General features: G+C 30.3%; 22 protein-coding genes. 4 read left to right on the top strand and 18 right to left on the bottom strand.

Going from position 1 to position 23393, the window contains the following annotated elements:
* Positions 1–112: 112 nt before the first annotated feature.
* From EI71_RS01595 to EI71_RS01550, 10 genes are all read right to left on the bottom strand, one after another.
* Positions 113–802, bottom strand: coding sequence for a 5'-methylthioadenosine/adenosylhomocysteine nucleosidase (locus EI71_RS01595; protein WP_119015495.1), 690 nt, complete (start codon positions 800–802; stop codon positions 113–115).
* The gene (locus tag EI71_RS01590; protein ID WP_119015494.1) at positions 795–2276 is read right to left on the bottom strand and encodes an NAD(P)H-hydrate dehydratase; all 1482 of its coding nucleotides are present in this window, start codon (positions 2274–2276) and stop codon (positions 795–797) included. Before EI71_RS01590 ends, EI71_RS01595 begins: the two co-directional genes overlap by 8 nt.
* 9 nt (positions 2277–2285) lie before the next feature.
* A complete protein-coding gene (locus EI71_RS01585) occupies positions 2286–3026 on the bottom strand; it encodes a YlmH family RNA-binding protein (protein WP_119015493.1) in 741 nt (246 codons plus the stop codon).
* Positions 3014–3652, bottom strand: coding sequence for a YggS family pyridoxal phosphate-dependent enzyme (locus tag EI71_RS01580; protein WP_119015492.1), 639 nt, complete (start codon positions 3650–3652; stop codon positions 3014–3016). The genes EI71_RS01585 and EI71_RS01580 overlap by 13 nt, the downstream gene beginning before the upstream one ends.
* 217 nt (positions 3653–3869) lie before the next feature.
* Positions 3870–5063 (bottom strand): hypothetical protein, encoded by a 1194-nt coding sequence (locus EI71_RS01575; RefSeq protein WP_119015491.1) that lies wholly within the window; start codon positions 5061–5063, stop codon positions 3870–3872.
* The gene (locus tag EI71_RS01570) at positions 5056–5748 is read right to left on the bottom strand and encodes an alpha/beta hydrolase (protein ID WP_119015490.1); all 693 of its coding nucleotides are present in this window, start codon (positions 5746–5748) and stop codon (positions 5056–5058) included. The genes EI71_RS01575 and EI71_RS01570 overlap by 8 nt, the downstream gene beginning before the upstream one ends.
* On the bottom strand, positions 5745–6071 hold the full coding sequence (locus tag EI71_RS01565; RefSeq protein ID WP_162849663.1) for a nucleotide pyrophosphohydrolase: 327 nt from the start codon (positions 6069–6071) through the stop codon (positions 5745–5747). The genes EI71_RS01570 and EI71_RS01565 overlap by 4 nt, the downstream gene beginning before the upstream one ends.
* A 61-nt stretch (positions 6072–6132) precedes the next feature.
* Positions 6133–7482 carry a hypothetical protein gene (locus EI71_RS01560; RefSeq protein WP_119015488.1) on the bottom strand — a complete coding sequence of 450 codons (1350 nt, stop codon included), beginning with the start codon at positions 7480–7482 and terminating at the stop codon, positions 6133–6135.
* A 110-nt stretch (positions 7483–7592) separates the two neighbouring features.
* The gene (locus EI71_RS01555; protein WP_119015487.1) at positions 7593–8927 is read right to left on the bottom strand and encodes a hypothetical protein; all 1335 of its coding nucleotides are present in this window, start codon (positions 8925–8927) and stop codon (positions 7593–7595) included.
* Between the two features lie 107 nt (positions 8928–9034).
* On the bottom strand, positions 9035–10369 hold the full coding sequence (locus EI71_RS01550) for a hypothetical protein (protein ID WP_119015486.1): 1335 nt from the start codon (positions 10367–10369) through the stop codon (positions 9035–9037).
* Positions 10370–10959: 590 nt separating this feature from the next.
* Between EI71_RS01550 and EI71_RS01545 the strand changes: the two genes are divergently transcribed.
* The 4 genes from EI71_RS01545 to EI71_RS01530 are packed head-to-tail and all read left to right on the top strand — an operon-like array spanning position 10960 to position 15522.
* On the top strand, positions 10960–12504 hold the full coding sequence (locus EI71_RS01545; protein ID WP_119015485.1) for an ABC transporter ATP-binding protein: 1545 nt from the start codon (positions 10960–10962) through the stop codon (positions 12502–12504).
* Positions 12504–13340, top strand: coding sequence for an ABC transporter permease (locus EI71_RS01540; RefSeq protein ID WP_119015484.1), 837 nt, complete (start codon positions 12504–12506; stop codon positions 13338–13340). Before EI71_RS01545 ends, EI71_RS01540 begins: the two co-directional genes overlap by 1 nt.
* Entirely contained in the window at positions 13340–14200 is an 861-nt protein-coding gene (locus EI71_RS01535; protein ID WP_119015483.1) for an ABC transporter permease, read from the top strand. The genes EI71_RS01540 and EI71_RS01535 overlap by 1 nt, the downstream gene beginning before the upstream one ends.
* Complete coding sequence (locus EI71_RS01530; RefSeq protein ID WP_119015482.1) at positions 14200–15522, top strand: ABC transporter substrate-binding protein; 1323 nt, start codon at positions 14200–14202, stop codon at positions 15520–15522. The genes EI71_RS01535 and EI71_RS01530 overlap by 1 nt, the downstream gene beginning before the upstream one ends.
* A 33-nt stretch (positions 15523–15555) precedes the next feature.
* On the opposite strand, the gene EI71_RS01525 is transcribed toward EI71_RS01530, so the two are convergent.
* The 8 genes from EI71_RS01525 to EI71_RS01490 form a co-directional block, all read right to left on the bottom strand.
* Positions 15556–17262: a glycoside hydrolase family 13 protein gene (locus EI71_RS01525; RefSeq protein ID WP_119015481.1), complete on the bottom strand. Its 1707-nt coding sequence runs from the start codon at positions 17260–17262 to the stop codon at positions 15556–15558.
* A gap of 117 nt (positions 17263–17379) precedes the next feature.
* A complete protein-coding gene (locus tag EI71_RS01520; RefSeq protein ID WP_211320995.1) occupies positions 17380–17817 on the bottom strand; it encodes a MarR family winged helix-turn-helix transcriptional regulator in 438 nt (145 codons plus the stop codon).
* A 4-nt stretch (positions 17818–17821) separates the two neighbouring features.
* A complete protein-coding gene (gene trxA, locus EI71_RS01515; protein WP_119015479.1) occupies positions 17822–18130 on the bottom strand; it encodes a thioredoxin in 309 nt (102 codons plus the stop codon).
* A 3-nt stretch (positions 18131–18133) separates the two neighbouring features.
* Entirely contained in the window at positions 18134–18994 is an 861-nt protein-coding gene (locus EI71_RS01510; protein ID WP_119015478.1) for an NAD(P)/FAD-dependent oxidoreductase, read from the bottom strand.
* Position 18995: 1 nt separating this feature from the next.
* Positions 18996–19550 carry a glutathione peroxidase gene (locus EI71_RS01505; protein ID WP_119015477.1) on the bottom strand — a complete coding sequence of 185 codons (555 nt, stop codon included), beginning with the start codon at positions 19548–19550 and terminating at the stop codon, positions 18996–18998.
* A 127-nt stretch (positions 19551–19677) separates the two neighbouring features.
* A complete protein-coding gene (locus tag EI71_RS01500; protein WP_119015476.1) occupies positions 19678–21510 on the bottom strand; it encodes a glycosyltransferase family 2 protein in 1833 nt (610 codons plus the stop codon).
* A 92-nt stretch (positions 21511–21602) separates the two neighbouring features.
* Positions 21603–22196, bottom strand: a complete 594-nt coding sequence (locus EI71_RS01495; RefSeq protein ID WP_119015475.1) for a 4'-phosphopantetheinyl transferase family protein — start codon at positions 22194–22196, stop codon at positions 21603–21605.
* A gap of 412 nt (positions 22197–22608) precedes the next feature.
* Complete coding sequence (locus EI71_RS01490; protein ID WP_119015474.1) at positions 22609–23304, bottom strand: YoaK family protein; 696 nt, start codon at positions 23302–23304, stop codon at positions 22609–22611.
* Positions 23305–23393 lie beyond the last annotated feature (89 nt).

Below are 23393 nucleotides of genomic sequence, written 5' to 3'. Positions count from 1 at the left end.
TTGTTTAATTTCAATAACAAAATTAAAATTTTTATCAATGAAAGCGTATTTATTTTGAATAAAAACATCAAAATTAAAAGAAAAAGCCGAACAAACGTCCGGCTAATAGTATTTATTCCATATTTTTTAACAAAGTTAAGGTAACAGATGCACTTCTTTCTGCCATATCTTTTTCAAATTTAAAATACTCTTCTTCTTGATTTTCTTCTCCAATAATATCAGAAATATATCTTAAAACAATAAAATCAATTCCTGCTCTAATACATACCTGGGCAATAGATGCACCCTCCATTTCAATAGCAAAGCCATCTCCAGCTTTAATACCATTTAGCTGATCAAAGGATACAACAAATTGGTCTCCAGAATAAATCTTTGTACACTTATATGGTAATTCTAATCGATTAAAAATACTCTTAACAAAAATTAATAAATCTGGATTAACCATAAACTCTTTTGGAAGTCCTGGTACTTGTCCTTTTTCATATCCAAATGGTGTAACATCTACATCATAGTATAAAAGACTTGATGCGATGACAGAATCTCTTTTCTTTAATGGACTAACACCACCAGCAATACCTGAATTAATAATTAAGCTACACTGGAATTCACTAATTAATAATGTAGCTGCAATAGCTGAATTTACCTTGCCAACTCCACATAAGGATAAAACTACCTCATGGTTATTAATACTTCCTTCATAGAAGGTACAGCCTAGCATTTTAACCTTTCTTCCTTCTCCAATGGCATTTAATAAAATGTCCATTTCGGATTTCATTGCACAAATAATACCTATTTTATTCATTTTTTATCTCCTTAAAAACTTTATTTATATATTTAGAAATATCTAAAGGACTCATACATTCCTCTTCTATTTCCATACTCGCAAATTCACTGGCTCTACCAAGTATATAACAAGAAAGATTAGCTGCTTCAAAGGGTGTAATATCTAAATAAGCTAAAACTCCAGATAATATACCACTTAAGGTATCTCCACTTCCACCCTTAGCTAAACTTGGATTCCCAAAATTAGATATAGAAATACTCTTTCCATCGCTAATAATAGATGATGCACTCTTTAAAATTATAGTTACATCATACATATTTGCAAATTCCTTTGCAATATCTATAGGGTTATTTAATATCTCATTTGTTCCTCTTAAGGATAATCTTTCCATCTCTTTAATATGAGGAGTCATAATAACCTTACATTTTTTATTCTTAAGTGGAGACATACCATATTTTGCAATAGTATTTAATGCATCTGCATCTAATACTAATGTTTTATCATAATTTACTAAAAAATATAATATAACCTCATATAAATCTATTGATATATCCATACCCATACCTATAGCTATAGAATCCATTTTTAAAAGTGGCTTTAAAGCCTCTTCATCATATTTAATATGACCATCTATAGATGGTAAGGATGAAACTATTACCTCAGGATGTCTTAAAGCATATAGCTCATATACCTCCTTTGGTACATATAAATAAGAATAGCCAACCCCCATTTTAAATTGATTTAAGCTACTATACGCTAGCATAGATGCCCCAGGGTATTTATAAGAACCACCAATAATTAAAGCTTTTCCATAGCTTCCCTTATTGGTATTTCTATTTCTTTTAGGTAAAACTCCTTTAAAATCATTTATTTCATTGATATGAACGAATTCATTTGTAGGTGTTATACCTATAGATATAATTTCTAATTTCTTATAAGAATCTAATCCATCATTTAAAAATAAACCAGTCTTAGGATATTCTATAGTGATTAATAAATCTGCCTTTATAAATGCACCATAAGAAATACCACTAGTAGCATCAATACCTGTTGGGATATCCAGTGCTACTATAGGTAGCTTAGAATGATTTACCTTCTCAATTACATCTATATAATTATCTTTTAATTTACTATTTAATCCAAAGCCAATTAAACCATCAATAATTAAATCATAATCTAGCTTAGGTAATTCATAATAAAAATCACCTAAAAATAAATCCTTATTTGTTTTACAATCGATAGATAAATTTTTAGAAACTAAATAAGCATCTACATGAATACCCATCTTTAAAAGGTATCTACCTAATACAAGCGCATCTCCACCATTACCACTAGAGCCTACTAAGAGTAATACCCTTTTAGGATTATAATACTTTAAAGTAACCTTAGCAAAAGAGGCTCCTGCTTCTTCCATTAAATCAATGGATTTTGTTATATTTTGACAGGTATAGCTATCAATTTTTTTCATTACTTCCTTTGTTATAGCCTCCATTGCTACCTCCTACACTCTTTTAGATAAAGTAATAGCTAATCTTCCACTTTTTGATGTTCCGCCAATAGAAGAAACCTTAACTCTTCCTTTATGTCTAACACTAATTTCATCATCTAATTTACAAATATGTGATGGGTTTTGATTTGGAAAATGATTAATAGATACATCTCCTCTTTCTAAGTATTCTAACGCTTCGCTTCTAGATAAGGAATATGCATTTGCGATTACAACATCTAATCTTAAGCTAGATAAAAAATAAACCTTATCTTGATATCTAATTTCATTTTCTATAGGGTAATCTACCTCTTTTAATTCAATTGGAGCCTTACCAACACTTTTAAATTCAGCTAATAAAAAGCTAGATATCTCCTCTGTAACTGCTACATAGCATCTTTTATCTAAAGTAATTACAATATCTCCAACACATTCTCTTTTAATTCCAAGGCCCATTAAAGCCCCTAAAATACTTCTATGATATAATTCATAATATTTTTTATTATAAATTATTTCAAATACACGAATTTTAAAATCTTCCTTTTCTATATCATAAGTAGTTATAATACATCTCTTACGATCCGAATTAATGATTCCTCCATCAAAATATACATTTATATTATTCTCATATTTTGTTAAGGAAAGTACAATACCTTCTTCCGCATCATCTAAAAATGGTAGTAATACTACTCCACCTTCTATTACCCTTTTAATAGAAGATTCTATCCTTCTTTTAAAGCTTTCTAATCCTTCCATAAAATCCTACCTAATCTTATATGAGTGGCTGATGCCTCTATAGCTTCTTTATAATCATCACTCATACCCATAGATAAATATGGAATATCTATTTTATATTTTTTAGAAACTAAATCCCTTAAATCTCTTAATCTTTCAAATTGATTCTTTAAATCCTCGATACTATCACCCTTAATAGCCATCATCATGAATCCTACAATTTTAACCTTATCGAATTGTAATACCTGATTCATGAAATCATCAATTTCCATATATGGTACACCATCTTTAGATTCCTCTAAATTAATCGATACCTCAATAAAGCAGTTTAGTGGTTTTTCTCTTTCCTTATTGATTATTTTAGCTAGTTCTATAGAATCTAAGGAATGCAAGTAATCTATTTTATTAATAATCTTCTTCGCTTTATTTCTTTGTAAATGTCCTATAAAATGCCATGTAGGATTTATATCCTTAAGCTTTTCATATTTATCTAGGAATGCTTCTACTCTATTTTCACCAAAATTTGTAATATTGGCATTATATAAATCTCTCATTTCTATATCCGAAACATATTTCGTTGCTGCAACTATAGTAACATTATTTGGAATAGTTTCTAAGAATTCTTTTATATCTTCTCTTAAATGCATAATTATCGCCTCATGTTAATTATAAATTATATTGTTAAAAAAAGAAATAAGGAACAGTGGGAGCTGTTCCTTATTCCTTAAATTGGGAGAGTTATAGTTTGCTTATGACAGTCATCATATTTTAGGGAGTTTATATGATAACTTATTTCTTAAGCAATTACATTATATTACATAAATCGACATAAATTGTCAAAAAATTATGTGAAATTATATTTTTTTAGACAATTTCACTAAAACGTCTAATAATTGTCGAAGGGTACTGTGTTGAAGGCGTAAAAGATTCGTCATAATCGTTTCTTGAGCTACAAGGAAGGTTTCCAGCACTCTCACAGCCAAATCTTAAACCCCATCCACCTTCATAATTTAAATATTCTTGGAAATCATTATAATGATTATAAGTATAGAAGACATATCTTTCATCAATACTTTTAACATCATAATCACTTACAAATACAAATCTACAAATGTTTCTTTCAATATATTCTCCATTATTATAAGAATTAACTGTTTGTTCTTTTCTACTATAGAATTTATATTTATAGCTACCTGTTGTACCAAAATCTGTTTCAGTATAATATATACTATCTTCACCCATAATATTAGGTAATAATGGCTCATAAGGGTATCTATTTACATCACCAGAAAAGTTTGCTTTATTTACTCTTCCATAAATTCCCCATGTTTCAATACATTCGTTTCTATCGTATGAACTTGTACCATAATTACTATTTGGTGGTAATTCACCAAATGCGAGTAAATATGCTGCTACATCCTCCATTGATACATAACCACATCCATAATATATTGCATGATAAGAGCCAAAGGTATTTGGAATATAACCAATATAATTACCATTAGTAGCTAAAATATAAGTTCCTGTAGATACTCTTATATAAGTATCTTCTTCTTTTATTCCATTATCTAAAGGTAAATAGCCCTGTGGTGTAATATCTCCTGCAATAAAGCCACATTCACTTCTATTTTTAGCATCCTCATAAGTTATTGCAATTTCATAATCATTATAAAATTCATCAAAGGATAAATTTGTATATGGATTAGATACATTTTTAGGCTCATAAAATATTGCAGAAATGTTAGATCCATAAATAGTTAAATCAATACCATATGGATTTGTATCATCTACATTATAAATAATAGTATCTATACCAAAGGCTTCTTCTATAAAGCTAGAATATGTATAGAATTCCTTTTTCTCCTTCGTTGTAGTAGGAGTAACTGTAGTTGTAGTAGTTTCTAGAGTTTCTGTTGTAGTCTCCATAGTACTACTAGTTGTAGTTGTTTCTATATTTGTAGTTGTTTCTGTTAAAGTAGCTGTTTTATTAGCATCTACTCCACAGCTTGTTAAAACAAAGATAGTAAATACAAATGGTATTAAATATTTTTTATTCATTTAAAGCTTCACCGACTTCCTTAATCAATTCATCATAAAAGCCTATAAATTCATGGTCACTGTTTGGAATAATTCTTAAAGATACATTAGAATACTTTTCCTTAAGGTTTATACTATAAGAAATTGGAACTAATATATCTTCGCTTCCATGAATGATTATAACTTTAGTGAATGGATTAAGATTATAATATGATTCATCAGAAATATCAAGAAAATATTCCTTGGTAAATGTCATATTCCATAAATGAAGGTCTTTTCCCTCTTTAATTGGTTTTCCAAAAAACATTTTATTTTTCACACAATCATATATATTAAATGCAGGAGCAAGTAAAATGACTTTAGTTGGGCAAAATAAAGTAGATAAGTAATTTGCAACAAGCCCACCTTGAGAATGGCCTAGTAGAATAAGCTTTTTATATCCTTTCCTAAATCTTTCAATCATAAAGCTAGCATCTTGGATTTCTTTTTCCAATGTCATATCCTTAGAATCTCCATAGGATTCTCCATGACCAATAAAATCGAATCTTAATACATCATAGCCCATTTTTAATATATCTTTAGCTAACTCATTAAAAGGATATATTATAGAAGACATTGTAAGTCCATGAAACATTACAACTAATGTATCATTACCAGCTTTATCATGGATATAATTTATATTATTACCATTATTATTTATTCTCATAGCTTATCATACTTAGCGCTATTACCATAAGCCTTATCCTTAGGGTACTTCTTAGCATTCTTCTCCATTTTCTTTAATATTATTTCTTTAACATCTAAATTTAGTACAGATGCAAGCTGGATACAATAATTAAATACATCCGCAAGCTCCTCTTCTACTTGATTTAAATCATAATCTGTATCACTCCATTGGAAGCACTCAAGTAATTCTCCTGCTTCTATAGAAATACTTTTAGCCAAGTTAGATGGTGTATGAAATTGATTCCAATTTCTTTCTTCTGTAAACTCGTCTATCTTTAATTTTAATTCCTTTAATGAGTCCATTTTTATTCTCCTTTGGGGTCAAAAAATCAGCCATTTTGTTGGCTGATTTCTATTTTATTTATTACTGCAAATATTTATTAGGCTCTTCATATACATATGAAGCATTAGGTACTGCATCTAATTTTACATCATTATTATATTTAACATCTAGTGTTAAATGAATATTTCCACTTGCTTCATCAGGTAGTGGGAAATAAGATGTTGGAACAGCTAGCTTTACTGCTGTAATGATTCTATCTACTCTTTCTAAATTTAATGTAACATTTGTTAATCTACCAGTTTTAGCATTCATAGAGAAAGATAGATTCAATAATGAATTATCATTATTAAACATTAATGATAATAAGGAATCTAAATTTGAAATTCCTAGGCTTTCTTTTAAGCCTAATTTCTTTGCAAGTGCTGGGATTTCCTTTTCATTTAAATCTAAAGCAAAGGTAATATTATCATTTTCTACCTTAGAAATGCTAATACCTATTGTCTCAACAACTGCCTTAATCATTTTATATGAATCACTTTCATAGAAAGACTCGTCAATATTCCCCATAGAAAGTAAAGATTTTGCATCTTCCATATTAAATGGAATTCCTAGGTATTTTAAATAATTTGGAATATAGGAGCCATCTGCTTCTAATAATTCAGTTAAAGTCATTGTTTGATAATCATGAAGTAATGAAGTTGCAACTACACTAGAATAACCCATATTATGCATATCTGCTTTTTCATGCATATGGAATTCATTTTGAAGATTTTCAAGATATTCACCTGAAGTTGGGCTAAATAGCAATTCCTTTGGCGTAGCTGAATCTACTTCAGTATAGCCATATCCTTCATACATAAATACTCTAGCATTAGCAGTTAAAGACTTTCCCTTAATCTTTTGAACTGCCTCTCTATCCTTTTGCATAATTTCATCGGATAATCCATCATATAATGAAGATTTTTCATCTAAAGAAATATCTGTAAACTTTAAAGAAGCAGATCCTTCTGCTAAGAATTTTAAATTATTAAGTAATTCTTCTTCAGCTCTTAACATATCTTCTTCTGATGGTTCCACTTGCATAGAATGGCCCTGATACTGGTGAGTACCAATAGATACTCCAGCTTTTCCGTTCGCATTTAATTCTATATTAAAATTTAATCCATTAAAGCCTGATACATTGATTTTACCATCAAGTGCTAAATCAGCTTCAATTGCATAAAGCTTTTCTTGATCCTCGCTTAATGCATTTTTGGAAGCTAAAACTAAAGCCTTAGATACAGCCTCTGTATCCTCTGTTTGGCTAATCTTATAAGTCTCTCCATTTAAATCCTTAATCTCTACTTCACTAGCTCCACCACAACTTGCTAAAGCAATGCTGCTTAAAGCTAAAGTGGCGATTGCACCACAGCTTAAAATAATTTTTTTCATTTTTTTCTCTCCTCATAATTTAAATTTTTTACTGCCTTTTTCATAATACTACCGTTATTAAAAAAAGTAAAGAAAAACCAGCACTAGGCTGGTTAATTAAATTTATTTAATTAGGATTTAAAGATATCACCAATAGATTCTACTTCTTGATAAGTCTTATCACTCTTTGGATTTTCTGCTACTTTAACATCACCATTATATTTAAAGTTAACTTCAAAAGAAATAGAACCAGATAATTCAAATGGAATTGGAGACATATTGGCTAAAATTTCTTCAACAGATTTATCTTTATTAAATGCGCCACCAATAATTACATTTACTAAAACATTAATCATTTGAGGAACGATATCTAATGCACCACTAGAAAGCTTAAAAGATATTAATCTACCATTTTCAACATTAATAGTAATAGATGCATCTAATAAGGATTTTTCACCAGAGAAGATTGCCTTTGCAATAAGTAATGCATCACTATCATCTAGCTTCTTTACAAATTCAACAACTTCCTTTTCTGTAACATTTACTTCAAAAGTAACATTACCATTAGAAACATTAGATACTTTAACCCCAATAGCTGAAACCATATCAACTAAAGTCTGATAATCCTTTGATTCAAAATAGTTCTCATCAAACTTTAAAGAAGGAATAGATACTCCCATGGAGCCTGTAATTAAAGTGCCATATGTATCATAGAATTCAGTTAAGCTCTTAGTTTGATAATCATTTAATACCTGGCAAACTTGTATAGCAGAATCTCCAAAATCATATGGAGCCTTAACATATGTATGATTGATTGCTTCAAGCTCGTTACCTACTTGTGTGAATACATTAGCAAACTCTTGTGGGATTTCTGCATCCATTTCACCATAAATATATCCACCATTGGAATACATACGATAGTTTGCGGTTAAATCCTTTCCATTTAAGGCAGAAATTACTTTATTTGCACTTTCTAATTCTTCTTCTGTGAAATTCTTAAAACTATCATCATTCTTATCTATTGTCATGCTTGTACAATGACTATTGGAACTAGCACTTAAATAGAAGGATAAATTATCTTTTAATTCTTGATTATAATCATAATCTCCAACTCCTTCTTCAGTCCAATCTCTATATGTTTTAGTACCAATTGATACACCTGCAGAAATAGTATTATTTGACTTTACAGAACCAGTAATACCATAAGATGATGCAGTAATATCTCCATTAATAGATGCATCTAAGCCAATTGCATAAATCTTATCTGTATTGGAAGATACTACCTGATTTACTGCTAAAACCATAGCCTTAGATACAGATTGTGCATCCTCTGTTTGGCTAATCTTATAAGTCTCTCCATTTAAATCCTTAATTTCTACTTCTTTAGCTTCACCACAAGATGCAAGAGCAAATGCACTTAGTGCTAAGCCTGAAAAAGCAAAAACGCTCATAAACGCTTTTTTCATAATTTTAAATCTCCTTTTTGTTTTTGTTTTAAGTACTTATATAATACTCTTTTTTTTAAAAAAGTCAAAAAAAAGGCCAGCCATGCGGCTGACCCTATACTATTTAATTAAGCAGCAAATGGTAATTCGCCTAAATCTAAATCAGCATATTCATAAGAGCTGTTTGGAGCAGCTGTGAAGCTTACATCGCCATCAACCTTGAAGTTAGCCTCAAATGAGAAATTACCAGTTAAAGCACCTTCAGGAATTAAAGCTGTACCACCAGTTGAGCCCTGCATCATAGAGATAACATTTGCAACTACATTTACTAATGTAGCAATAACATCTACTGCCTGTGAAGAAGCCTTAACTTGAGTTACTACGTTCTTTACAACATCATATGAAATAGATAAAGATAAGAATGTAGTATCCTTATTAACATTATCTAAACCTAAAGTAGAAACCATAGCAGTAACTGCTTCTTCACCTAGATAAGACTTAGCAGCCTCTAATAACTTGTTAACAGTTAAATCTACACTGAATGTAACATTATTGTTATTAACAGAAGAAATCTTAACACCTAAAGCCTTAACAGCATTTACTACCTTAGTATAATCTTCACTTGTGAAGAAATCATCAGGAATAGATAAGCTTCCCATTGGCATTGTAGGTAAAGAAATATTAAACATTTCTAACATAGAAGAATACTTCTCGATAAATTCATCATAGCTTAATGTCTGGTAATCAGATAAAGCTGTAGAAACCATAGCAGCCATATCATCTAAAGGTAATGCCATCTTACCATAATAATTTAAAGCTAAATCTTCTTTTGCATTTGCCATTTCCTTTGGAGCATTTGCATCTAATTCAACATAGAATGCACCATCATATAAGAATGCTCTTGCCTTTGCAGTTGCAGTCTTGTTATTGTATCCTGAAACTGATTCCTTAACAGCATCAAGCATTTCTTTAGAATAATTTGCAAAACCTTCATACTTTTCATCTACAGTAACATTAGAGAACTTAACAGAACCATCTAAAGATGCTAATAGACCTAAATTCTGCTTTAAGAATGCAGCTGCTTCAGTATTATCTGCCTCAGCATAACCTTCTTCTGTTGGAGTATAAGCCTTATAAGTCTTATTACCTAAAGTTGCACCTACATATGCACTAGCATTAGCAGCAATATTACCTGTAATTCCCTGAAGAGATACATTAATATTTGCATCAACCTTTGCATCAACAGAGAATGCATAATTCTTCTCTGTCTTTGTCATACCATTCTGAGCAACTACTACTAAAGCCTTTGTTACAGCCTCAGAATCCTCTGTCTGGCTAATCTTAACAGTATTGCCTTGTGCATCCTTTACTTCAACTTCGCTAGATCCACCACAGGATGCTAAAGCTAAAGCACTAAAAGCTAAGCCAGCGAAAGCACTAGCTCTTAAAAACATTTTTTTCATTTTTTTGTCTCCTTTTTTTGTTTTGTTTTTGCTTTATTGCATATTATATTATACTACATTTTCACATTTAATCAAATTATGGACACTCTACCAGTTTTTGTGCTTTTTATAACAAGAAAAAAAGATGTTATAGTTTGTCATAACATCTAATACTTATAATACTATAGCTCTAGTAGTTAAATCAATATTCTCACCACAAGAAGCTAATACAACAACAAAAACTGCTAAGCCAGCAAAAGCACTAACTCTTAAAAATTTTTTTCTATATTCTTATCTACTAATTTAAATTTTGCGATACTATCGCCAGCCTATAATGACACATATATTGCAAAAACAACAAAAACAAACGTTATTATTAGAAATGAAACACGGTGTCACTAAATATAATTTGAGAATAACATTGCATTTTAAAATTTTATTTCTAGGGATTATTTTTATTTTTTCATTGCATTTCAAACTGAATTTGATAAAATAAGACTAGTTATGTATTAAATTTTATTTAATAAACTGGCAAAACTGATTGTCTTAACATGAAGGGAAAGCAAATTTTTATTTCGTGTTAAGATTTTCTTTTTTACAAGGAGGTAAACATGGAAAAGGAAACAAATTACATAATTGAATTAAATAACGTCTTTAAGATGTATGAAAACAGCGAATTTTACGCTGTTGAGAACTTTAACCTAAAGGTCAAGAAAGGAGAATTTGTTACTTTTCTTGGACCTTCAGGATGTGGTAAAACCACAACATTAAGAATGATTGCAGGCTTTGAATTACCTACATCAGGTGAAATTTTATTAAATGGAAGGGATATTTCTCTTCTTCCACCACATAAAAGACCTATTAATACAGTATTTCAAAGATATGCATTATTCCAGCATTTAAATGTTTATGACAACATTGCCTTTGGATTAAAGCTTAAGAAAATCCCTTGTGAGGTTTTAGATAAGGATGGTAATAAGGTATTAGATAAGAATGGTAATCCAAAAATCAAATATAAGCATTTAGATAAGCAAGTCATTCACGAAAAGGTATCTAATGCATTAAAGATTGTAGATCTAGAAGGCTTTGAAAAAAGACCTATCTCTACATTATCTGGTGGACAGCAGCAAAGAATCGCTATCGCAAGAGCTATCGTTAACGAACCAGAAATTCTTCTTCTTGATGAACCACTTGGCGCACTAGATTTAAAAATGAGAAAGGAAATGCAGCTTGAGCTTAAAGCTATGCATAAGCAATTAGGCATTACCTTCATTTATGTAACTCATGACCAAGAGGAAGCATTAACTATGAGTGATACTATTGTTGTTATGAACGATGGTAACATTCAGCAAATTGGAGACCCTAAGGGAATTTATGATGAACCAATCAATTCCTTTGTTGCAGACTTCATAGGTGAATCCTCTATTTATACAGGAACTATGGCTAAGGATAACAAGGTACGTTTCTTAGGTGCATATTTTGATGCAGACCCAGTAGATTTTGGTAAATTTCAGGTAAACGAAAAGGTAGATGTGGTTATTCGTCCTGAGGATGTTATTTTATCCGAAGGAGGAAAAGGCACAATTGATGGTGTTATCGCATCAAGAATTTTTAAGGGTATGCATTATGAATATATTGTAATGATTGGTAAAAATGAGCTAATCGTACAATCTACAAAATATTTAGAGGAAGGCATCACTGTTGGTTTATCTGTAGATCCAGTTAATATTCAAATCATGAAAAAGCCATATACTTCTAATTTCTATGATGGCTTTATTACTAAGAATCATCAAATTGAATTTGCAAACGCAGACTTCGATTTTGATATTACATCCCTATTCCCTAATTCTTCTTTCAATGAAAATGATGAATTAGTGGATGAAAATGGTCGTGTTATCCATTATGAAAATATGGCAATTAATGTTGAAGTTCCATTTGAAGCAATTCAAATTTCAGATGATTTAGATGCAAGTGAAATCAAAGGTAATATCATTTCTATGATTTACTTAGGTGATCACTACGAAATCATCGTAAGAACTCCTGAGGAGGAGGATTTCATGTTAAATAGTGAATGGCTATGGAACGAAGAGGATACTGTTTCTGTTATTATTGATAAATCCCAAATTAAGGTTTCCTTAAAGGGAGGTAACAAATAATGGGCTTCCTAAAAAGAATCGGATATGGAATAAGACATATGAATTTTAAGGCTAGCCTTTGCATTCCTTATGCATTATTTATGATTCTATTCATTTTAGCCCCAATTGTATTAATCTTATTCTATGCATTTACGAATTCTAGTGGACAGTTCACATTTGAAAATTTCCAAACTATATTTTCAAATTCTTCTAACTTCAAGGTTATTGGAATGTCCATTATTGTTGGTGTATTAAATACCTTAGTATGCTTACTTATTGGTTATCCTATCGCATACTTTTTAGCGAATAGCAAGTATAACAAAAATAAGATTTTAGTATATTTATTCTTAATCCCTATGTGGATCAACTTCGTAATTCGAACTATCGCAACAAGAGATATGCTTGCGTGGATTGGAATTTCTGCTGAAAACCATGCATTATTATCTACAGTTATTGGTATGGTATATAACTATTTGCCATTTGCGATACTACCTTTATATAACCAAATGCTAAAGCTTGACCAAAGTCAAATTGAGGCTGCCAAGGATTTAGGAGCTAACCCTCCTCAGGTATTCTTTAAAACAATACTACCTATGACAGTTCCTGGAATCATTTCCGCAATTTTAATGACTTTCATGCCTACAATGTCAAGCTATGTCATTGCAGATAAGCTAGGTGGAGGTAAGGTTACATTAATTGGTAATTTAATTGCAAACCAATTCTCCTCTACTGCTCAAAACTCTTATAATGTAGGTTCTGTTTTAGCAATTATTATGCTATTAATGATTGGTTTAACTACATTAATTTCAAGCATTGCAAATGACAAAAAGCCTGTTAAGAGAGGAGGATTATTCTAATGAATACCAAAACTCTTTCAACAGATGAATTATTAGCAAGAAAAAGAAAAGCGGAAAAGCTTCAAAAGATACTTGTTAAAATATTTATATTTTTTATATTAATTCTTATGGATTTACCAATTTTCTATTTAATTGTTAATTCCTTTACTACAGCTAGAATTACAGGTACATGGAATGGATTTTCCTTCATTCCATACCAAACATTATTTAATTATGCAGGAAATAAATATGCTCAAAAGATTTGGAATGCTGCAGGAAATACAATCCTTGTTGCGTTATGTGCAGGTGGTCTTGCAACCATAGTTGGTACTGCAGGAGCTATTGGTACCCATTATATGAAAAGAAAATGGTTAAAAAGAACATTTAGCTTTGTTAACCAAATCCCAGTAGTTAATGCCGAAATCGTTATGGCAATTTCCCTATGTATTCTATTTGTTTCTATGCAGTGGCCAAGAACTTTCTTAACACTAGTCATAGGACATATGGTATTAACTGTTCCATTTGTTGTATTATCTGTTGAGCCAAAGCTTGAACAGATGGATAATTCCTTATATGAGGCAGCTCTAGACTTAGGTGCAACTCAGCCTCAAGCAATCTTTAAGGTAATGATTCCTGATATCCTACCTGGTATTATTTCAGGCTTCTTACTTTCTGTTACTCTATCCTTAGATGATTATATTGTAACTGCATTTACTAAGCCAGGTCAGGGCTTTGAAACTATTTCAACATATGTTGAGGCAGTAACAAAAAAGGAATCCCTACCTATTCAGCTTAGAGCGTTTACTACTGTATTATTTATTGTAGTAATGCTTGTAATGTTTGCAATTTCTATGAGACTAAGAAAGAAGGAACAACGCTAATGAAAAAAAGATTAATTCAGACACTTTGTGCTACTTCTTCCCTAATCTTAGGAACCATCTCCTTATCCTCTTGTACTCATTATGATTTAACCTTAGTTGTTTATAACTGGGAGGATTATATATTTGAGGGTACAGATGAATATGGAAATATTGAAGCAAAATCAACTGTCGATAAATTTTCCGATTATTATTATGAAACTTACGGTAAAACTGTTTATGTAAGCTATGAAACATTCTCAACTCCAGAGGATATGTATAACCAGATGAAGGCAGGTTCTATTCAACCAGATTTAATTTGCCCATCCGATTATATGATTCAAAAAATGGAAGCTGAAGGAATGCTTGAAAAATTTGACTTTGATATGGAAACAAAGGAATATGGAGATAAGCTTTCTAATTTTAGAGATTATGGCTCTCCATATATTAAAGACTTATTCTATGAACAAGGCTTTTCTACCTTCGCAGTTCCTTACTTTTGGGGAACAATGGGATATTTATATGACCCAGAAAATGTAGATATGGACGATGCATCTACTTGGGAATTACAGTTTAATACCAACTATAAAGGTAAAATTGCATTAAAGGATTCTATAAGAGATACTTACGCAACTGTAATCTTACATGTATACCAAGATGAAGTATTAGAATTAAAGACTAATCATGATAATGGTATCTTATCCGATACAGAATATAATGAACAGCTATCCTTAATCTTTAACAGATGCGATAATGAAACATTAGCTAAGGCTGAGGCTGCCTTAATCGGATTAAAGAAAAACATTTATGGACTTGAAACCGATGATGGTAAAAACGAAATGGTTAAGGGTACATATTGGATTAATACTGCATGGAGTGGTGATGCAGTATATGCAATGGATCAAGCTGATGAGCTTGGAAAGACACTAAACTACATTATTCCAGAGGAAGGCTCTAATGTTTGGTTTGATGGTTGGTGTATGCCTAAGGGTGCAAATAAGGATTTAGCACAGGAATTTGTTAATTTCATTTGTGATCCTGAAATTGCAGCCGAATGCATGGAATACACAGGCTACACTTCTCCTATTGTTGGAGATGCTATTTGGGACTTAGTATTAGATTGGTATGAAGAAGACCCAGAGGAAGTTGATTGTGATTTAGTTGATTTATCCTTCTACTTCGGCTATGAGGCAAAAATATATGTAGATCAAGAAGAGCGTGGAAGACAATTTGATGCCCAGTATCCAGATGAAGAAACATTAGTAAGATGCTGTATTATGAAGGATTTTGGAGATCAAACAGCCGCATTAAATCAAATGTGGTCAAATTTCAAAGCTGCATTCTAAAAAGTAAAGGACCTGTTTTTGCAGGCCCTTTTTCTATTTCTTATAAATAAATACACCATATCCTTTAACATATCCATCGGATACAACACCACTAATAAGATCCATTCTTAATTTTAATTCATCAAAGAATACTTCCTTATCACTAGCATTATAAATGATGACATAATGCTCCTTTTCTATACGAATAGTACCTAAATCATCATTACAAGTAACAAATAAATCCTCTTCTTCTAAAAAAGATGGATATGTCTTTCTTACAGAAATTAAATCTCTATACCAAGAATACATTTCTAAATCCTGATATTTTTCATCCCAATACATTCCTCTTCTGGAGTCTGGGTCATGTCCACCCTCCATACCATATTCATCACCATAATATATAAGTGGCATACCAGTGGATAATAATTGGAATGCTGAGGCAAGCATCATCTTCCCCTTATCATATCCAACACTATTATAGAACCTTTCTGTATCATGACTATCTAATAGATTCCATAATATTGGGTATACTCTGTAATGAACCTTACCCCTAATTGTAGATAAGTCATTATAAAATTCAGATACAGTTAGTCTATTCTCACTTAACAATCCCTTAACTGCGAATAGGAAATCATAATTCATAACTGTATCCCATTCATCACCATCTAAAAAGTCATCTGCATAATGCCATACCTCTCCAATGATTAAGGTATCTGGATATTCTTCTTTGATTTCATTTCTTAAATCTCTAAAGAAGGAATGAGCTATTTCATCTGCAACATCAAGCCTCCATCCATCAATCTTGGCTTCTTTAATCCAATATTTTGCAACGTCGATAAAATATTTTCTTACCTCTTTATTATTTTCTTTCAATTTAGGCATTCCACCAAAGTAGGAAAAGCATTTAAAATTAGGCTTTTTACCAAATTCCATTACAAGAGGGAAGCTATCAATATAATACCAATTCAAATATTTAGATTTTTCTTTATTCTCCATAATATCCTTAAATGCAAAGAATTCTCTGGATGTATGATTAAATACTCCATCTAAAATAATTCTTATACCAAGCTTATGTGCACTATCTACTAATTCAATTAAATCCTCCTTAGATCCAAAAGTAGGATCTATTTGATAATAATCAATTGTATCATATTTATGCATCGATGGGCTTCTAAAAATAGGAGTCAAATAGATGACATCCGCACCAAGCTCATGGATATGATTTAATTTTTTAGTAATACCCTTTAAATTACCACCTAGATTGGTCATATGGTTAATTGGTGCTTTATACCAAATTTCTTCAGATACATCGATAGATGATGCAAATCTAGATGGGAATATTTGATATACAACCTTATTCTTAGCCCAAGCTGGTACAATAAACATTTCTTCTTCTCTTAATGTTTGTGGTAAATCAAACATATAATCAATAGTTTCTATATTTTCTTTAAAAAATCTTTCATTACCAAAATACATTACAGAGCTATCACTACCAATAAGCTCAAAATAATATCTTAAGCATACTAAATGAATATTAATTTTAACCTGATAATAATCTCTAATAGAATCACTTGCATACTTTTCCATTTCTATAACTTTTCTTGTATCAAACCTAGAAACTGGAATGTATTTATCCTGGTAATGCAGAATGATTCTTTTCATATCATTCTTTTTTGTTGTGATGCGAATTAAAAATAAATCCTTATCTAAGGCATAGGCATATCTTTTATTCGCCCCATGTAGTACTGAAGAAATCTCCATAATAATCGTCCCCTTTTTTTATCTCTCATACTTAAAGTATAACATAACAAAACAAAAAGAAAAGACACATAAAATGAGATTTTGCCCCATCAAACATGTGTCTTTTCTATAACGATTTTATTGTTTTATACCTATAATTTTTTCTAGAGTTTTCTTTAAAGCGATAGCTTCTTCTACAGTTAAATTTACGCAATTATTCTTCTGCATAGCTAAAGGAACACTTACTGCCCTATCCCTTAATTCTTCGCCATCTTTAGTAATCTCTATAATCTGAACTCTTTCATCTTCCTTATCTCTAGATAAGGTAATATAATTCTTTTCTCTTAGCTTTCTTATTAATGGAGAAATTGTTCCTGTATCTAAATATAGCCTCTTACCAAGCTCTGTAACATGAAGCTTTTTTTCCTGCCAAATTACCATCATGGCAATATACTGTGTATATGTTAAATCCAGCTCATCTAAGAATGGCTTATATTTTCTTACAACTTCCTTTGCTGCAACATATAGTGGGAAGCATATCTGATTTTCAAGCTTTAAACAATCATATTTATCCATAATATTACTTTAATGAAGCCAAAATAGTAGCCTTCATTGTTACTCCTACAAATTGTTTTACCACTGAACCATTCTTAAAAATCAATAATGTTGGAATAGATACAATTCCAAAGCGCTCTGCTACTTCTGGAACATCATCTACATTTACTTTTGCAACAACTACATCACTATTTTCCTCTGCAATAGCATCCACAATTGGAGATTGCATTCTACATGGTCCACACCAATCTGCATAAAAGTCAACTAATAGTGGCTTTTCACCTCTAACTAATTCATCAAACTGCTTTTCATTTTCAATTAATACAACCATCATTTTTTACCTCTTCTCATTAATATATTTTATTGCATCTAAGGCAGCCTTTGCACCTTCATATACTGCCTTATTAATTTGTAATAATCCACCAACAACATTTCCTATAGCATATACACCAGGGACTGTTGTTTTCATATTCTCATCTACAATAATTAAATCTTTCTCCATATAGATTCCAAGCTTTTTAGCAAAATCAGCGCCCCCTGCTTCTCCTAGTGCGATAAATACACCCTTACATTCTAATTTTTCATCATCCTCAAATAAAACATAAGAAATTCTATCTTCTCCTGAAACTTCCTTTATTTTTCTTTCATCAAATGGAATATCTGTATCCTGCTCCATCTTTAATCCATTGGTTAAAATTTTAACATCAGAAGTTACATTTAGAAGTTCTGTTGCCTCACTAATTGCATAATTACCACTACCAATAACTACAACAGGCTTTTTTCTATAAAAGAATCCATCACATATAGCACAATAAGAAATTCCCCTACCTTCATATTCTTCTACACCTTTAATGTTTGGCTTTAATTTCTTATTCCCTGTTGCAAGAATAATAACCTTCGCTTGATATTCTTGACCTATAGTTTTTACATTAAATTCCATTTTTTCATTCATTAAAATGGATAATACTTCACTATCTAAAACATCTACTCCTAAAGCCTTGGCTTGAGAAATACCATTTTGGTATAAATTAGCTCCAGTAATACCATTTGGAAAACCATAATAGTTTTCAATCCTATGAGCTTTTTCAAGCTCGGATTCTCCATGATATAAAACTAATACATTTTTATTTGCTCTTTTTAAATATAAGCTTGCAGATATTCCTGCAGGACCTGCACCTATAATGATTGCATCATACATATTATTCACCTAATAATTCTTTAATTTTATCTTCCATTAAGGATGGCTCTTCAATAGGAGATAATCTCATTATAACATTACCAGCCTTATCTACTAAGAATTTTGTAAAATTCCATAAGATATCTTCCTTCTTTTTATAGGTTTTAGATAATCCCTTTACCATACCCATTTTCATTTTATGAGATACACCTCTTATATCATCCTCTTTAATTTCTTCTTTTAAGAATGTATATAATTCAAGCTCATTATCTCCATTCACATCCACCTTTTTAAACTGATCAAAGGATGTTTTATATTTCGCAGTACAAAACTCATGAATCTCATCATCGCTACCTGGAGCCTGGTGACCAAACTGATTACAAGGGAAATCTAAAATCTCAAGTCCCTTATCATGATATTTCTTATATAGATTTTCTAATCCCTCATACTGTGGTGTAAACCCACAGCCTGTAGCTGTATTTACAATAATTAATACATTCCCTTTTAATGATGAAATATCAAATATACTATCATCTCTTCTTTTTACTTTATATTCCTTATCATATATGCTTGCCATAAGGTTTACCTCTCTTTCATTGTTCACAATTATATTGTACACAATGTATTTCAATAAGTCAACATTATTTTATAAATCTTTACGCCATAAATAAAACCCCACTTCTTCTGAAGTGGGATCCATAAATTTATTTTTCTTTATCGGTAACAGAATGAGGTATAACCTCCCAGGTTTTACCTTTCTTCTTAAACATTCTAAAGAATGAAATAATATAAGTAGCTAAAAATATTGGATGATATAAGGATACTAAGATTGCTCTTATTGGCTTTATATCATTATTCTTTCTATCTAGTAAGAATATAATCAAGGATATAACAAAAACAACAATATAATAAAATGAAATACTTGCTATTACAAAATATATATGTCTTACATCACCCTTGCCAGTTACAAGCTCAATAATGGATAATACTAAATTATATAAAACAAAGGCGATAAAGGCTATAGCTGCACCAAAGGCAGAGAATCCTTGAAGATTCATCTTTTTTAAGCCCTTTTGATTATCCATAAACCCTTTAACCCAACGAGTTCTTTGCTTAATAGAATCCTTTAAATGAATTGGCTGCTCATCATAAAATATAGCATCCGATACATAACAGGATGTAAGCTTATTCTCTTCTGCATATTTAGATATTTCATAATCCTCTGTTAAAGAATGAAATGGCCATCCACCAAGGGAATTGATAATACTAGCCTTAATACAAAAGCCTGTACCAGTTAATAATACCATTTCACCAAATCTAGTTTTTAATTCATTTTGGAAATTAATAATTGAAAATGTTAATCCAGATGCTCCAGAGGTTGCACTAGAATTCCAATTCTTATTATTTCTATTTCCGACAACAATATCAAACCCATCTAAAAATGCATCATTCATTCTAGCTAAATATTCATATTCAACAATATTATCTGCATCTAAAACTAAATATGCATCATATACTCTATTTTCTTTTAATATCTTCTTTACTATCTCATCAAGTACATAGCCCTTTCCTTGATCCGTTGTTTCTCTTACATAACAATATACATTACTAAATTCTTTGCATATTTCAATTGTAGGATCATCAGGCTCTTGTACCATTACATAAATATCATATTTCTTATGTGGATAAGAGGAATCATAAAGAGCTCTTAGGGTTGAGGCAATTACCTTGGATTCATTTCTTGCCGCAATGAATATTGCAAATTTAGTTATAGAATTCTTTTTAGAAATTGTATATTTCTTAACTGTAAAATATTTTAAATTTGCAAATATGAATATAGTAATAAAGGCATAGAATAAAACAATTAATATTATATTGACTAAGGCTATAACATCAACAACACCATCTGTTAAATTTAAGCTCCAATAGATAGGCCCTTTTTTATCCTCACTCATTAAAATATTAACAAAGCCATATGTTAAATCTCCAATTAAAATGAAATAGAATATAGCTCCTCCTACCATTTCTCTTGGTCTATGCTTTTCCCTCATCATATTTAATATTGGATGATATACAAATTTTAAAAATAAATAGAATAATGTTGATATACCTAAGGTTGTAAAGAATTCTGCATATTTTGTTATATGAAGCGCCCATTTGCTATAATCAAATATATCTACATGAATTACTAAGTGCCAAAAATAACCAATTGCGATTTCCCCACCTAAGATTAATCCAAATAGGATAATAAAATAGATAATATTAGATATTATTTTTGTTTTTAGGGAATGAGATTTAATAATCTCTATTCCAAAAATAGATGGAGTATCTGGCTTACCAATAATATAGAATAAGAATGCCATTAAGCCATAGGCTGCATTAAATGGCAATATATAATTACAATTATCTATAGTACCTGTAGCTATTACCTTAACAACATTTTCTATTACAAAACCTACAAAAGAAAATAATATTGCAATAACACATAGATAACAAAAATCATGCTTGAATTTTGTAAAAAAACTATTCTTTGCCATAGGATACCTCCAATTATAGTTATTATAATTTTAAACTATTTTTTAAAAAAAGAAAACACTTGTACAAAATTAAAAGCACTCGAAAGAGTGCTCTATTTAATGATTTCTTCTTTTAATACTATTTCAAATGGCTTATTTGTTTTAACAGCTACAGAAATATAATAATCTGCAAGAGTTGTAAATTTTACCATATAAGAATTATCCTTATATTCAATTAAGCCTGTACCAACAGGAATATTTTTAATTTCACCAGATAAACCAGACCCCTCTGCCTTAGCGATAGCTTCCTTTAATGTCCACATTAAAAAGAAATCCTCAGGCTTTTTAATTAATTCCTTATCTGATTCAGAAAAAGCATAATTAATTAAGGATTCTTTAACCTCTCTTTTTTCTTCTATATCAATACCACATTCATTATCTGAAATAACAAATACGACATAATTTTTACAATGAGAAATATTAAAAAAGCCTTTAGGAGATACTAATTTACCAGAGGATGTTTTTTTCACATCATCATTAAAATACTTATGTACAAAATAGCCTGCACCTAAGGATAATAATTGATCCTCTTCATTTAAATAAGCTAAAACTCTTTTTTTTCTTTCCTCCGAAACCTGACTTAAAAGATATGTTCTATAAAATTTAATTTCAGATAAAGATAAATAATATACTGTATATTGCTTCATGTTATCACCATTTTTATTTAATCATATTTTAAGTTAAAGTAAAAGTCCCAATAGGGGCTAACTTACATAAAAGCTTTAACATTGAAGTTTCTTTTTTGGATGCTTTAAAGTGATATTTTAGTGTCTTGAATCTCATTTTTTCGCCTCCATTTCTATATTAATATTATAGTTCAAAAATAGCAAAAAATCCATTAGGTAAGTCATTTTTGAGTTTTAGAAATTCAATATAAAATAGAGTGAAAATGGCGTATTTTGAATTGTATTGTTATCAAAATCAAAGAATAAAACAAAATGCAGAAATACAATTTCCTAGTAAATAAAAAAGGATACCCCAGTATCCTCTTTTAAATTCTATAACGTAATATAACAAGCAGGATGTACACCATTTTTAGTTTGGGTAACCCAACTATAATTATTGTTCTTCTTTTGTTTCTAATTCATCTTTAATGCCATTAAAGTTTCTATCATCACAGTGATATCTTAATATGAAATATAAGATTCCTAAGACAATATAAATACCTGAGAATACAAAGAATACATAATTATTTATTACTCTAAATAATAATACACCAAGTACTCCACCTACTATAAAGCTTAAAATAGCAAATAAAGGAATAATTCCTGTAATAGCCTTTTCGTTTTTATTTCCTCTTAGCTTATATCCTATAAATACACCTAAATCAGTAATATTACCAGACATATGAGTCATTCTTACAACTACACCTTTAAACGATACTACCATACCATTTTGTAAGCCCATTATTAAAGCGAATAATAATACTCCATATTCTACATTTAAGAAATATGAAATGATTATTAATATTCCAATAGATACAATAATTAAACCATATCTTTTATGCATATAGAATGCTCTTTCTCCAGTTATAAAACCAGATATAACAGCACCTACTAAAAAGGCTAATATTACTCTAGTAACATCCCAAAAAGCAGTAAAGCTACCATCTGAAATACCAATAGCCGCTTTAGATACTAAACCTGTTAAATGGGAGACAGTTGTCCCATTATATCCTAAAATAGATATAGCATTAATAGCTCCTGCTAAAGCAGTTAATATACACATCCATAACAATAATGTTTTTTTATCCAAAATAACACCTTCTTATTATAAAGAATCTTATTTTAATTCAAATATAAAATAATTCTAAAACATTATAACATTTTATGCAACTTATAAAA

Origin of the sequence: Anaeroplasma bactoclasticum (assembly GCF_003550015.1) — a bacterium.
GTDB lineage: Bacteria > Bacillota_I > Bacilli_A > Acholeplasmatales > Anaeroplasmataceae > Anaeroplasma > Anaeroplasma bactoclasticum.
Note: the sequence above shows the minus strand (reverse complement) of the source record. Positions and strands in the feature narration are given on the sequence as shown.